Annotated in this window: 12 protein-coding genes; 3 read left to right on the top strand and 9 right to left on the bottom strand. The window is 66.2% G+C overall.

What is annotated here, in order from left to right; genetic code table 11:
- Nucleotides 1-52 precede the first annotated feature (52 nt).
- On the bottom strand, nt 53-3,076 hold the full coding sequence (locus AX724_RS21895) for a TonB-dependent receptor domain-containing protein (protein ID WP_066771286.1): 3,024 nt from the start codon (nt 3,074-3,076) through the stop codon (nt 53-55).
- 385 nt (nt 3,077-3,461) lie between these two features.
- Between AX724_RS21895 and AX724_RS21890 the strand changes: the two genes are divergently transcribed.
- On the top strand, nt 3,462-4,013 hold the full coding sequence (locus tag AX724_RS21890; protein ID WP_066771284.1) for a hypothetical protein: 552 nt from the start codon (nt 3,462-3,464) through the stop codon (nt 4,011-4,013).
- A gap of 4 nt (nt 4,014-4,017) precedes the next feature.
- Here AX724_RS21890 and AX724_RS21885 read toward each other — a convergent pair whose 3' ends face one another.
- From AX724_RS21885 to xseA, 3 genes are read right to left on the bottom strand one after another with little or no spacing between them, the layout of a single operon-like run.
- Nucleotides 4,018-4,860 carry a M23 family metallopeptidase gene (locus AX724_RS21885; protein ID WP_082733640.1) on the bottom strand — a complete coding sequence of 281 codons (843 nt, stop codon included), beginning with the start codon at nt 4,858-4,860 and terminating at the stop codon, nt 4,018-4,020.
- Nucleotides 4,857-5,069 (bottom strand): DUF2093 domain-containing protein, encoded by a 213-nt coding sequence (locus AX724_RS21880; protein ID WP_066771281.1) that lies wholly within the window; start codon nt 5,067-5,069, stop codon nt 4,857-4,859. The genes AX724_RS21885 and AX724_RS21880 overlap by 4 nt, the downstream gene beginning before the upstream one ends.
- Nucleotides 5,070-5,094: 25 nt before the next feature.
- A complete protein-coding gene (gene xseA / locus AX724_RS21875) occupies nt 5,095-6,525 on the bottom strand; it encodes an exodeoxyribonuclease VII large subunit (protein WP_066771278.1) in 1,431 nt (476 codons plus the stop codon).
- Between the two features lie 7 nt (nt 6,526-6,532).
- On the opposite strand from xseA, the gene purD reads away from it, so the two are divergent.
- Nucleotides 6,533-7,810, top strand: coding sequence for a phosphoribosylamine--glycine ligase (gene purD / locus AX724_RS21870; protein WP_066771331.1), 1,278 nt, complete (start codon nt 6,533-6,535; stop codon nt 7,808-7,810).
- Nucleotides 7,811-7,921: 111 nt separating this feature from the next.
- Nucleotides 7,922-8,473, top strand: coding sequence for a hypothetical protein (locus AX724_RS21865; protein WP_066771275.1), 552 nt, complete (start codon nt 7,922-7,924; stop codon nt 8,471-8,473).
- 63 nt (nt 8,474-8,536) lie between these two features.
- Here the strand turns inward: AX724_RS21865 and AX724_RS21860 are convergent, their stop codons facing one another.
- The 5 genes from AX724_RS21860 to AX724_RS21840 form a co-directional block, all read right to left on the bottom strand.
- Entirely contained in the window at nt 8,537-9,583 is a 1,047-nt protein-coding gene (locus AX724_RS21860) for a LacI family DNA-binding transcriptional regulator (RefSeq protein WP_066771268.1), read from the bottom strand.
- Between the two features lie 56 nt (nt 9,584-9,639).
- The gene (locus tag AX724_RS21855) at nt 9,640-10,833 is read right to left on the bottom strand and encodes an SGNH/GDSL hydrolase family protein (RefSeq protein ID WP_066771265.1); all 1,194 of its coding nucleotides are present in this window, start codon (nt 10,831-10,833) and stop codon (nt 9,640-9,642) included.
- A 292-nt stretch (nt 10,834-11,125) separates the two neighbouring features.
- Nucleotides 11,126-11,644, bottom strand: coding sequence for a peptidoglycan-associated lipoprotein Pal (gene pal, locus AX724_RS21850; protein ID WP_066771262.1), 519 nt, complete (start codon nt 11,642-11,644; stop codon nt 11,126-11,128).
- A gap of 154 nt (nt 11,645-11,798) precedes the next feature.
- Nucleotides 11,799-13,133, bottom strand: a complete 1,335-nt coding sequence (gene tolB / locus AX724_RS21845) for a Tol-Pal system beta propeller repeat protein TolB (protein ID WP_066771259.1) — start codon at nt 13,131-13,133, stop codon at nt 11,799-11,801.
- Nucleotides 13,130-13,945 (bottom strand): cell envelope biogenesis protein TolA (locus AX724_RS21840; RefSeq protein ID WP_066771257.1); only part of this gene is annotated, 816 nt, incomplete at its 5' end. The genes tolB and AX724_RS21840, both read right to left, overlap by 4 nt.

Below are 13,945 nucleotides of genomic sequence, written 5' to 3'. Positions count from 1 at the left end.
AAAGAGGGCCGGTGTTTCCACCGGCCCTCCTTTTTTACGCGTCGCGCTGCGATCAGAAGCGCAGCTTGGCGGCGACCGTGTAGCGACGGCCCAGCGCGTCGTAGGTCGACGGATAGACGTTGCCGCTGTTGTAGCTGGTCGAACCGATCGAGTTGCCAACCACCTTGGGCTGGTTGTCGAGCAGGTTCTGGACGGTCAGCGTGAAGGTCAGCTCGTCCGAAGCATGGAAACGACCGGTCAGATCGAAATAATGCTCGGCCGGGATGCTGTTGAAGTCCACTTCCTTGCCGTCCAGCGTGCCGACGAAGGCGTCTCCGTCTTCATACTTCACGCCGTCGATGTAGCGCCACAGCAGCGATACATCGAAGGACTTGAACGCCAGCGTGTTGCGGACCGACCAGCTGAACTCCGGCTGGATCGAGGCGCAGTTGACCGAATAAAGGCCCACGCAGTCGCGGTTGACCGAAGTCGGGGTCGCCTGGAACGTGGACTTGTTGGTCCAGTTGCCGATGGCGCTGAGCGACCAGGTCGCGGCGCCGAAGTCCTTGCTGTAGTTCAGCTGGACATCGATGCCGTCGGTAGCCAGGCGACCGAGATTCGAGAACGTCTGCGGCAGGCCCGGAGCAACCGCGGCTTCGCCGTACAACCCGCCGGTCGACGGATCGCGACGGATGGTGGTGCAAGCCGGGTCAGACGCGCTGGCGGCGGTGATGTTGCCGAAGCAGGCCGCAATGACGTCATCAGGCGTCGGGGTAGTGATCGCACCCGTGATCTTGATGTTGTAATAGTCCACGGTCAGGTTGAAGCCGGGCAGAGCGCTCGGCTGCAGCGTGACGCCCACGCCCCAGCTGTTCGATTTTTCCGGCCCGAGGGCGAGATTGCCGCCGCCGGTCGAGTTCACCTGGCCCGCCGGATCGTTGATGATGGAACCGATCTGCGCGGCAGTAGCGCCCTGAGCGAGACAGACAGCACGCAGGTTTGCGTTCGTCACTGGAGCGGTGCCGGCGCAGGGATCGGCTGCCAGGTTGGTCAGGGTCGTGTTCACCGGAGCGAACAGTTCCGCGATGTTGGGCGCGCGGACCGCGCGGCTGTAATTGCCGCGGATCTTGAAGCCGTCCACCGGGGTCCAGTTGCCGGCCACCTTCCAGGTGGTGGTGTTGTAGCCCGAAGTGCCGGGAGCGAAGACCGAATAGTCGGAATAGCGGATGCCCGCTTCGACGGTCAGGTCCTGGAACAGCGGCTTGTCCTGCACCAGCGGCAGGATGAGTTCGCCATAGGCTTCATAGACGTCGTAGCCGCCCGAGATGTTCGGAGCCGCGCCGCCCGCGCCGCCCAGGTCACCCGATTGCGACAGCAGATCGGATTCCTGCGACGCCTGATACTTGCGATATTCGCCGCCGACGGCGAAGGCCACCGCGTCGCCCGCCCAGGGGCTGGCCACGCCGAAGTCGCCGTTGATGACGCCCTTCACCTGCGCCAGCGAGGTCTTGGTCGCGACCGTGCTGTTGGCGGTCAGGAACGCGTTCTGCGCAGCGGTGATTGAACCGTCCGGACCGAACACGTTCAGCGGCACGCAGCCGTTGGTGTCGGTCAGGCAGGTGTTGGGGTTGGTGGCAAGCAGCGCCTGACGAACGCGCGAATTCAGCCAGTAGCCCTTCTGGGTCTGGATGTTTTCCGATTCGCCGTAGCTGCCCGACACATCCCAGTCGATCGTGTCGGTGATGCCGCCACGCGCGCCGATGCGATAGTCGAAGAAGGTGGTGACGAAGTCGGAGATACGCGGACCCAATTCGGTCGCACGACGCGACAGGGCGGTCGTGACGGTGCGATAATTGGGGTTGGCGGTGCCGTCAGCCAGCGTCGGCTGCGCGGTTGCGGCTGCGTCGCACTGTGCTTGCGTGAAACGCGGCGTGTAGCCAACGCCCGGGTTGGTGTCGAACGCGCAGAAAGCGTTACGCTGGGCAGCCGTCAGATAGGGGTTGCTGAGCGGGACCACCACCGAAATGCCGAAGGCACCCGACGGGGCGATGATCGTGCTGACCGTGTTCTTCGAGAATATGCCGCGCGAATAGACTTCCACCGCGTCGCTCACTTCGTAGCGGCCTGCACCGTACATGTTGAAGCGCTCGAATGGCGTCTGGAAGATGTTAAAGGGATTGAAGTTGTAGGCGTCGAACGCGGACGTGCCGCGGAACGCGCCGCCTGCAGCAGTCACCTGGCGGTTGCCCTGAACGGTATTACAGGCGGGGAGGCCCGCCGTGCCGCAATCCGTGGTGATCGAATCCGCGCCGGTCGTGTTGACGTTGGTGAAGCGCGACGGGGTCGACGTGCCCGAACCGCCGCTGGCGCCGGTGAAGGAGTCGATCGCGAAGGTCGAGAAGTCGCGCTGGCCCTGATAGACCGGGTCCGACTGCTGGTAGCCCACGGCGAACACCACGTTGCCGCGGCCGTCGTCGAAGTTCGCGCCCAAGGTCACGTCCGCGCGGACATAGTTGCCGTCGCCCTGCTCGGTGATCTGGTTGGCGACATTGGCTTCAAGGCCGGCGAAGTCGGACTTGGTGATGAAGTTCACGACGCCCGAGATGGCGTCCGCGCCGTAGGTGGTCGATGCACCGCCGGTCAGCGTTTCGACGCGTTCGACGAGCGCAACCGGGATGTTGTTGAGGTCGAAACGACCGTTCAGTTCGGCCGGCACGAGGCGGTTGCCGTCGATCAGCACGATGTTGCGGTTCGAACCCAGGCCGCGCAGGTTGACGAACGACGCGCCACCGTTGCCGTTGTTGACCGCCGAACCGATGCTCGGGACGATGCCCGGGATTTCACGGAGAATTTCTTCCGCCGTGTTGTTCTGCTTCAGTTCGATCTGGTCGGCGGTGGTCGTGGTGACCGGGGTCGACCGCGCCAGGTTCGGATTCTTGATCAGCGATCCGGTGACGACGATGGTGTCGCCTTCCGCAGGTGCATCAGCGGCCTGCGGCGCGTCCTGCGCGATCGCAGCGGTCGCGATCAGCGAAACGCCCAGGATCGCCGGGGCGGCGCTGGCGCGCAAAAGCGCCATCTTCGAAAATGTTTTCACTATCCAGTCCCTTGCTCTGGAGTTTGGCAGATGTCTGCCATTCTATTGACCGTATGGAGGGATAAGGTGCCCGACAGCGATCCCCCCATATGGATGGCGCGAAACTGCGCGGGGTTCAGGGCGGTGTAAAGCAGGCGAAGGGGTCGTGTGCAGTTTTGGCGGAGGCTGTATCATAATTGCAACAAGCCAGCGGTGCCGCGGCAAAGCGTCGCTTTTGCAAGAAAATTACGCCTTAATGCCAGATGCGGCAGCAATGATGCGACCTCCATGTCGTGATGCTAGCTTTATTTTTCGGGCTGGGAATGTGGGCGTTTGCAAGCCTTATTGACGCCGCCATTTTGCGGTGCAAGCTGCGCGGGAACGAAATTTCGGGAAAGGTTTTCGCATGTCGGTCAGGCGCATTCTAGCGGCGTGTCTGGGCACCGCTGCGATGATCGGCACGTCTTATGCCGCGCCCAAGGCACAGCAGCCACGGCCGGAAATCTTCACCAATCTTCTGCAATGCCGCTCCATAGCCGACGGTCCTTCTCGGCTGGCCTGTTTCGACCGTCAGGTGGCGGAAATGGATGCCGCCGCGCAACGCGACGAAGTAGTTGTGCTGGATCGCGGCGAACTTAAAAAGACGCGCAAGACGCTGTTTGGATTCTCTTTTCCCAAACTGCCCTTCCTGGGCGGTGATGACGAACGGGAGGACGGCACGGATAGGCCCGACGACGGCGTCAGCCATATCGAGGCTAAAATCGCGGCCCTGCGCAGCGCCGGTTATGGCAAGTGGCAGATCGGTCTGGAAGACGGCGCGCAGTGGATGACCACTGAACCTATCACCGGACGCAGTCCGAAGGTCGGCCAGACCATCGAAATCCATCGGGCCGCCATGGGCAGCTTCATGGGGAAGATCGATGGCGGCCGCGCAGTGCGGATGAAGCGCGTCAGCTAACCCCTCACTGGCCCTGCGGCATCGGCCCGGCGATCAGCATCGGGTCGATCCGCGCCTCGTTCCACTTCATGCCCCAGTGCAGATGCGGCCCGGTCGCCCGGCCAGTCGCGCCTACCGCGCCGATGCGCTGCCCCTGCCGGACAGCTTCGCCCGGCTGCACGTCGATCCGCGACAGATGAAGGAAGGCGCTGTTGAGACCATGGCCATGGTCGATCATCAACAAATGCCCTTCCAGCGTATAGGGCTTATCGCTCGCCGCCAGGATGACGACGCCATCGGCCGGCGCGACGACCGGATCGCCCGTCGCCCCGGCGATATCGACACCGCCGTGGTACGCGCCGGGCTCGCCCCGATAGATGCGCTGCGATCCGAACAGGCCCGAAATCCGCCCGGTCCTGGGCCAGATGAAGGATTGCCGCCACCCCTGCGCATCCGTCACCTTGGCGCGCGCCGCGGCAATCGCTTCCAGTTCCGGCCGGCGCAGCGCCAGGAAGGCTTCGCTGCTCTTCGTCGGGCGCAGCGGGGTATCGACCCGCTCGATCCGCCAGTCCCGTGCAGCGACGGCAAGGCTCTGGCTGAGCATCCGTCCGTCGCGCAACCGGGCTGCCAGCAGCGCCTGTGGCGGGGCATCCCGATCGAAGGCGATGAGGAAACGCCCGTCCGCGTCCACCGCCACGGACTTGCCGTCCAGCGTCAGCGCGACCGTGTCCGGCGGCGCGACGCCTTGCAAGGCCGCGCCTTGCATGGGCGCGCCCTTCAGTCCGAAATCATGCGAAACGGGCGCTACCGGCTGCGCCAGTGGAGCGCCAGCCAGGATGATCGACAGTTGAAGGACGGCAGCTTTCATGGCGTTCCGCGCGCCGCCAGCTCCGCCTGCGCGGACGCTTGCGCATCGGCATAGGCTTCCTGTCGTGCAATGCTCCAGTAGCGCAGATTTTCCAGCGCGATCCGCTGGCCAGTGACGGCGCACAGCACATGATCGCCCGCCTGCAGCACACGAAAGCTGTAGGGCATATAATGGAGCCGCGCGATCCGGTCGCCGCTGGACATCAACATGCATTGGCCTTTCTCATCGCCGGCATCAGGAAAACAGGTCCTGCTGCCGCCCTGCCACCGGCTCGCGCGTCCTGCGCGGGGAACGGGCGGGCAGTATATCGGGTGAAGGCCCCGGCTCAAGCGGTCCGACCGTCGCTTCGACCGCGCCGTCGCGGAAGTGCAGCATGACAGCCCCGGCTGCCTGTGCCTCCGCCACCGATTTCACCAGATGCCCCTGCGCCGTGATGCGGGCATAGCCGCGCTGCAACGGCAGATCAGGGTCCAGCGATGCGAAATGGCGCGACACGCGCAGCCGCAGCCGGTCCAGCCGCTCCTCCGCCCGCGTCAGATGCTGTTTGAGCAGGGGCGGGCGCAGTGCCGCGCCCGCTTCGCTCAGATGCGCGCGCGCATCGGCCAGGCGGTGCCGCAAGCCATGTTGCAGCCGCATCGATGCGTCGTCCAGCCGCTGCCGTTGCGGGCTGAGCAGCGTGTCCGGCGTCGGCATCAACCGCGCCTGCATATCCAGCCGCTCGCGGGCCCGCGCCGCGCCGCGCCGCACCGCCCGCCCGGCGCGCAGGCTCATTTCGCTGAGGCTCGCGATCAGTTCCGCCCGCACTGGCACCGCCATCTCCGCCGCCGCGGTAGGCGTCGGCGCGCGCCGGTCGGCGGCATGATCGCACAGCGTCGTGTCGGTCTCATGCCCCACGGCCGAGATGATGGGGATGGTGCAGTCGGCGACCGCGCGAACCACGATCTCCTCGTTGAAGCTCCAGAGATCCTCGATTGACCCGCCGCCGCGCGCCACGATCACCAGGTCGGGGCGGGGCACCGGGCCGCCGCCGGCCATCTCGCTGAACCCGCGCACTGCCCGCGCCACTTGTTCCGCCGCGCCCTGTCCCTGCACCAGCACCGGCCAGACCAGTACGTCCGTGGGACAGCGATCCGACAGGCGGTGCAGGATGTCGCGGATCACCGCCCCCGTGGGCGACGTCACCACGCCGATGGTACGCGGCAGGAAGGGCAGCGGCTTCTTGCGTTCCGGCGCGAACAGCCCTTCCGCCGCCAGCTTGGCCTTCAACTTTTCCAGCAGCGCCATCAGCGCGCCTTCGCCCGCCAGTTCCATCCGGTCGATGACGATCTGATATTTGGACCGGCCGGGGTAGGTGGTCAGCTTGCCGGTGGCGATCACCTCCACCCCGTCCTGCGCGGCGAAGGCCAGGCGCTGCGCCCCGCCCTTCCACATCACCCCGTCGATGACGGCATTGTCGTCCTTGAGGCACAGATAGAGATGCCCCGACGCCGCGCGCTTGAACCCCGATATTTCGCCGCGCAGCCGGACATGGCCGAACCGGTCCTCGACCGTTCGCTTCAAGGAAGCCGACAATTCGCTGACGGTCAGCGGCGGCGCGTTGTCGCCGGCGCGCTCCTCCGCTAACAGGCGGCCCGAACTGTCATAGGCATCATAATCCGGGGACATGGGCGAAATGAACATCCTTCTGCTTGGCGGTGGCGGCCGGGAACATGCGCTGGCATGGAAGCTGGCGCAATCGCCCCGGCTTTCGACCCTCTATGCCGCGCCGGGCAATCCCGGCATAGCCCAGCATGCGCAACTGGTCGACCTTGATGCCACGGATCATCGCGGCGTGCTGGATTTCTGCGTTCGCCATTCCATAGGGTTGGTCGTCATCGGTCCGGAAGCGCCGCTGGTCGACGGGCTGGCCGACAATCTGCGCACCATGGGCGTCCCGGTCTTCGGTCCCAATAAGAAGGCGGCGCAGCTCGAAGGGTCGAAGGGCTTCACCAAGGATCTGTGCCGGCGCGCGAACATCCCCACCGCCGCCTATGTCCGCGTCACCAGCAAGGACGGCGCGATCGCGGCGCTCGATGACTTTTCCCTGCCCGTCGTGATCAAGGCGGACGGGCTGGCCGCGGGCAAGGGCGTCATCATCGCGCAAACGCGCGAAGAGGCGCTGGATGCCCTCGACACCATGTTCTCCGGCGCGTTCGGCGCGGCGGGCGAGGAAGTGGTGCTGGAGGAGTTCATGACCGGCGAGGAAGCGAGCTTCTTCGCGCTGACCGATGGCAGCGCAATTCTGCCTTTCGGTTCTGCCCAGGATCACAAGCGCGTGGGCGACGGCGACACGGGGCCCAATACCGGCGGCATGGGCGCCTATAGCCCCGCACGCGTTTTGACGCCCGAACTGGAGCGCCAGGTGATCGACACCATCGTCCGTCCCACGGTCGAAACGCTCGCGGCGGAAGGCATGCCCTATTCGGGGATACTGTATGCCGGACTGATGCTGACGGACGAAGGACCGAAGCTGATCGAATATAATGCCCGGTTCGGCGACCCGGAATGCCAGGTGCTCATGACCCGCTTCGACGGCGATCTGGTGGATCTGTTGCTCGCCGTGGCGCAAGGGCGGCTCGCAGAGCAGGGCCCGGTGACCTTGGCGGACCGTGCGGCGCTCACCATCGTCATGGCGGCGAAAGGCTATCCCGGAACGCCGGAAAAGGGCGGCAGCATCGACGGCATTGTCGCGGCGGAGGCTTCGGGCGCGAAGGTTTTTCACGCCGGCACCGCCGATCGGGACGGTGCGCTCGTCGCCAATGGCGGGCGCGTGTTGAACGTCACGGCGACCGGCGACACGGTTCGCGCGGCGCAGGCCGCCGCCTATGCCGCGGTCGACGCGATCGACTTTCCGACCGGCTTCTGCCGCCGCGACATCGGCTGGCGGGAAGTCGCCCGCGAAGCAGGTTGAAGCGGGCGGGCGGCGGGAAGTCGCGAGCGGTGTGATCGCAGCGTCAGATGTGTATAAGAGACAGCCCCTACATAACCGCATCAATCATCCTTGAAGGGGAGGCGGCGGCTGATGCAGGAATTCTTCATGGACTATGGGCTGTGGCTGTTGATCGCCCTGCTCGTGGTGATCGTTCTGATGTTCCTGTTCTCGGGCCGTAGCAAGGCCGCCGGGGATTCGCCGGCCGAGCCGGTGGTTTCATCCCCCCCGTCGCCCAAGGCAGAAGAACCGCTCGCCGTGTCGCAGCCCGCGCCCGCTGCGCCAGCGCCAACTCCCGCCCCGGTCGAGCCGGTCGCGCTTGCGCCTGCGGACCCCGTGGTCGAACCGGTCGCGCCCGATCCAGCGCCTGCGCCTGTTTCCCCCGCCGCGACCAGCCTGCCGGACGAGCCGGACGAGCTGCTGCGGCTCAAGGGCGTCGGCCCAAAGCTCAAGGCGCTGCTGATCGATCTTGGCGTTACCCGCTATGCGCAGATCGCCGCCTGGACGGACAGCGACATCGCCGCGATCGACGCGCGGCTCGGCACGTTCAAGGGTCGCCCGGTCCGCGACCAGTGGGTGGATCAGGCGAAATATCTCGCCGCCGGGGACATCGCCGGTTTCGAGGCCAAATATGGGAAGCTCTGATCGGGCTGGGTGACGCAGCGGTTCATTGGCGCCCAGATGGGGTCATGCGGATCGGCCCGCCTCTCAGTGTCGCGCCGGCACCGCGTCGGACTGCCGGCGGATCAGCTGATAATCCAGCTTCACCTTGCCGATAATGTCTTCCCCGCCTTCCTCCTGGCTGCGGAACCGCATGGCGAGCAGGCCGATCGCCTCGCGGCTCATGTCGCGGATGGGCTGGCGGATGGTGGTCAGCGCGGGCCATATGGCGCTGGCGAGCGGGGTATCGTCGAAGCCGCATATGCTGACGTCGGCCGGCACGTTGATCCGCCGCTGATGCGCGACGGTGATCGCGGCGGCGGCCATGTCGTCGTTGCAGGCGAAGATGGCGGTGGGCCGCACCGGCAGGGACATCAGCCGCTCGGCCGCATCCAGCCCCGACCGATAGCTGAAGTCGCCCGGCACGATCAGCGCCTCGTCCAGCTCGATGCCATGGTGGATCAGCGCATCGCGAAAGCCCTGCACCCGGCGCGAATTGGCGCGGTGGCGGGGATTCCCCTCAATGAAGCCGATGCGCCGGTGGCCCAGTTCGATAAGGTGCCGGGTCAGGTCGTAGGCGGCATGACGATCGTCCGTGCCCACCGACAGCATATCCGGCCCATCCTGGTCTGGGGCGACCGCCACCACCGCGATATCCCGCGCGCGCAGTCCGTCCACCAGATCGGTCCAGTCGCACAGCGGCGGGGGCAGGATCACGCCGGCGACATGCGCCTGCGCCACCTGATCGACGATCTCCTCGGCAAAGGCGCCCGGCGCGCACTGTTCGACCACCAGATGCAGGTGGCGCTGCGGCGCTTCGCCCAACGCCCCCAGCAGCAATTCGCCCAGATAGGCGGAGGTGGTTGAATGGCTGTGCAGCAGCGCGACGCGCCGGTCGACATTCCCCGCCAGCGCCCGGGCGGAGGCATTGGGGACATAGCCGAGTTCCTTGACCGCGCGCTCGACCGCCTGCTGCGCCTTCGCACTGACCAGCGCCTTGCCGTTCACGGCGCGCGATGCGGTCATGACCGACACGCCGGCGCGGGCGGCGACTTCCTTGATGGTCGGGGCTTTTTTGGCCGGCGGCTTGTCCATCGGGCGCTTCTAGCGGCTTTTCGGGGCGTGTAAAATCTTGAGGGGGGTCAATGCGATCAGCGTAACAGCCTCAGGTCCACGGCCGCGGCCATGACCGCGAAACCCGCGTCGTTGGGATGCAGCGCATCGCCCGAATCATAGGCTTTGGCCATGCGCGCCGGATCGGCCGGGTCGGCGACCGCTTTTGCCAGGTCGACAAAGCCGTCGGCTTCCCGATTGGCGCGAATCCAGCGGTTCACCGCCTCGCGTGTCGCTTCCCCTTCGGCGCTCCAATAGCCCGCACCCTTGTACGGCAAAATGGTCGCCAGGATCAGCTTCACGCCGTGGTCATGCGCCCGCGCGATCATCTGGCGATAGGCGCCGATCAGCGCCTCCGGCTTCAGCATCGGCTGTCCGTCGCGCCCGGCATTGCCCAGGTCGTTGACGCCTTCCAGCAGGATGACATGGCTGACGCCCGGCACCGCGAGCACGTCGCTGTCGAACCGCGCCAGCACATTATAGCCTTCACCCTCGCTCAGCAGCCGGTTGGCGCTGATCCCCGCATTGGCGACGCCCACATTGGCGCGCCCGGCCTTCTGCAGCCGCTCGGCCAGCAGGTCGGGCCAGCGCCGGTTGCTGTCCGGCGTCGCGCGCACGCCGTCGGTGATCGAATCCCCCAGCGTGACGACGGTCGTTCCCGCCGCGCGGCTTTCGACCTCCACCGCCGAAAGGATGACCCGCGGCCCCAGCGTGGCGCTGTCGGTCAGGCTCACCGCATGGGTCTGATTCCCCGGCGCGGTCCAGCCGGTTGCGGCGGAGTAGCTGTGCACCGTCGCGTCCGGCGCGCCCTTGGGCAGGTGGATGCTCACGGTGATGCGGGTCAGTGGCCTGACCGGCAGATCGATGGGGTCGCTGAGCAGCGGCGCACGGGCCGGGATGGTCGCGCCCTGCACGCCGTTGAACGTCACGACCCGGTCGGTGCCCGGCTCCGTCCGCCCCCCTTCGCCCGCCAGCGCGACATGCACCGCGCCCAGCAACAGCGGCTGCACCGACATTTCGTTGGACAGGCGAAGCCGGATGCGCGCGCCGCCGCTGCTGATCCGCACGACCTGACGCACCGTGCGGTCGGTAAGGTCGGGGCGCTTTTCCGGCGGCGTCTTGGAAAGCTGCGGCGCGGCCATCCAGCTGCGCGACCAATGCTGCGCCTCAGCCGGTATCGTCGCCGTCGCTCCGATCAGCAGCGTCGCGACCAGCCCCCAAATCCGCATCATCCTTTTCCCTCTGCCTGTTGCATTCAACGCCGCTGTCTTGCCCGAGCGAAGGCGACCGCGCCAGAGCCATGGCGCTCCTGCCCGCTCGCCTACATCTTCGTCAGCTGCAATAAGGACAATGGCGAAAGGTCGGCTTCGCAATCATGTTTCAGGAGACGGATATTTTATGACGAATTCTACGGGAAATATGCGAAATTAAGCCGCGCAAATCCTATTTGCGGCACGGCGCTCGGACAGGAAAAAGCCCGCCGGCGCTGTGCCGACGGGCTTTGCCGAAACGCTATCGCGCTCTTCAATACTGTATGGTCACCGTCACCGCGCGGCGGTTCTGGGCCCAGGCCGCCTCGTCCGATCCCAGCGCGGCGGGCCGTTCCTTGCCGTAGCTGACGGTGGTGATGCGGCTTGGCGCGATGCCGAGCGAGGCCAGATAATTTTTCGCGGCATTGGCGCGCCGTTCGCCCAGCGCGATATTATAGTCGCGCGTTCCGCGCTCGTCGGCATGACCTTCTATGGTGACGCGGACGGTCGGGTTCTGCTGCAACCAGGCCGCCTGGCTCTGGAGCGTCGCCTGATCCTCCGCATCGATGTCATATTGGTCGAGCCCGAAGAAGACGCGATCCGAAGCGACGGACGCGACGAAATCCTCCTGGCTGCCCTTGCGCGGACCGGTGGGCATGCCGGTGCCGGCCGATGCGCCGCTTTCCGCGCCGGTGCCGCCGGGCGCGGGCGGCAACTGGGCCGGGGGCTTCTTGGAGCAGGCGGCCAGCGCGATCACGGTGCTCGCCATCAGCAAGGTCCGGGATAATTTCATTGGAATCTCCTCATTTCGTCCGTGCCGCCCCACGGTTGAAGCCATGGTTGGCGAAGGTCGTTACGCTGTCAAGACAAGCCGCATCGCCCGTATGTTTCTGCCGTCCACGACAACGCGGCTGACGAACTTTTATATCCGCAGGCTGAACCTCAGATTACGGCAGCAACGGCCCCCAGGCTGGATCCGATCCGCTGAGCGGCGTCGGAATACGCCGTTCGTTGACGCCGGTCAGGTCCACCTGCCACACTTGGCTGGTGCCGTCGCGACCCGGCGTGGTGCGGAAGAATTGCAGCACGCGGCCATTGGGCGACCAGCTGGGCTGCTCGTCCTGCCAGCCATTGGTCAGGATGCGTTCATTGTCGCCATTGGGGCTCATCACCGCGATCTTGAAGTCGCCGGACATTTTGGTGAAGGCGATAAGGTCGCCGCGCGGGCTCCATTCGGGCGTGGCATAGCGGCCGCCGCCATGGCTGATCCGTCGCTGGTTGGAACCGTCCGCATTCATGACATAGAGCTGCTGTCCGCCCGACCGGTCGCTTTCGAACACGATCTGGCTGCCGTCCGGGGAATAGCTGCCACCCACGTCGATGCCGGGCGAAGTGGTCAGGCGCACGGGCGTCCCGCCGTTCGCCGGCACGCGATAGATGTCGGTGTTGCCCGCCACCGCCATGGAAAACAGGATGCTGCGCCCGTCAGGCGACCAGCGCGGTGCGAAGGTCGGGTTGTTGCTTTCCGTCACCAGCTTCTGCTGGCCCGCGCCGATGTCATAGACATAGATGCGCACCCGGCTGCCCAGATAGCTGACATAGACGATCGACTTGTAGTCGGGCGAAAAACGCGGCGTCAGAGCCATCGACTGGCCGTTGGTGATGAAGCGGTGATTGGCCCCGTCCGAATCCATGATCGCCAGCCGCTTGGTGCGATTCCCCTTGGGGCCGCTTTCGGCGATATAGGCGATGCGGCTGTCGAAGAACGGGCTTTCGCCTGACAGGCGCGCATAGATGGCGTCCGCGCATTTGTGCGCCGCCCGCCGCCAGTCGCGCGGGGCGACGACATAGCCCTGCCGCGTCAGCTCCTGTTTGAGCGCGACATCGTAGAGATAGCAGCCCACGGTAATGTCCGCCTCGCCGCCGCTGGTGCGCACGAAGCCCTGCGCCAGCGCCTGATAGGCGCCCCATTTGTCATAGACGGGGTTGGTGACTTCGGGAAAGGCGACCGCGGGCAGGCCGCCGGGACCGGACGGATCGAACAGGCCCGATCCCTTGAGGTCCGCCGCGATCACCTCGGCGATCTTGCGACCCAGCTCGCCGGCCGGGCCGGCGGGCGTGTCCACTTCCTGCTGCGCGGGAAGGGGGGGCACGGCGATCTTCAGATTGCTGTCGATCTCGCCGGTCACGTCCACCGACAGCTGCGCCATGGCGGGCGCGGCCAGCATCGCAGCCAAGGCGCTCGCGACGAACGCCACGTGGCGCAGGATAGGGAATTTCATCGGTTCAGCCTCGCGTCAAAGCGGAGTGGCCGCAGCCATTTCCATTGGTCGTAAAATTCACCGGGCAGGTTGCGGAACGGCGACGCCAGCTTCACCGCCTGGACGGCGCGTTCGGCATGCAGCTTCGCCTGGGGCCGGTTGCTGGCGGTGACGCCCTGCTGGTCTATCACCTCCGGCGTGCCAATGACATTGCCATTCTGGTCCAGCCGCACTTCCAGCAACGTTACCAACTTGTCCGCATCCGCGCCGGATGGCGGCCGCCAGTGCGGTTTCAGCTGCCGGCGGATCTCGGCGTCCAGGGCCGCCTTCTGCTGCGGCCCCATGGCGACGGCGGGGGGCGGCGCGGGCTTGCGCGGCGCATCGTCGCTGGTGTCGATGCCCTTCAGGAAATCCTTGCCCAATAAGGAGCCGCGCGGCTTGTCCGCCTTGCCCTGACCGGAGGCCTTGGCTGGTGCGTTGGTCTTGCCGTCACTCTTCGCGGTCTTGACCGGCGCGGACTTGGCGGCGGCCGTCTTAGTAGGAGCCGGCTTGCTGGGCGCTGGCGCGGCCTTTTGTTTGGCCGGGGCGGGGGTTGGCTTGGCTGCGGGCTTTTCGGGCGCGGGCTTCGCCTTCGCCACCTCTGTTTTCGCCGGCGCGGGCTTGGCCTTCGGCTTGGGCGGCTCTTCCTTCACCACCTTCTTGGGCAGCGGGGGAGCGGGAGCCGGCTTGGGCTCCGGCCGGGGCGGCGGTGCAGGCTCGGGCGCTGGCGCGGGTTCGGGGGCCGGCGTCGCATCCTCCGTCGGTCCCTGTTCCGGCGCGACGCTGGGCGGAGG

Source organism: Sphingobium sp. CCH11-B1, from assembly GCF_001556865.1.
GTDB lineage: Bacteria > Pseudomonadota > Alphaproteobacteria > Sphingomonadales > Sphingomonadaceae > Sphingobium.
The sequence above is the reverse complement of the archived record's forward strand: the minus strand, read 5'-3'. Positions and strand labels throughout refer to the sequence as shown.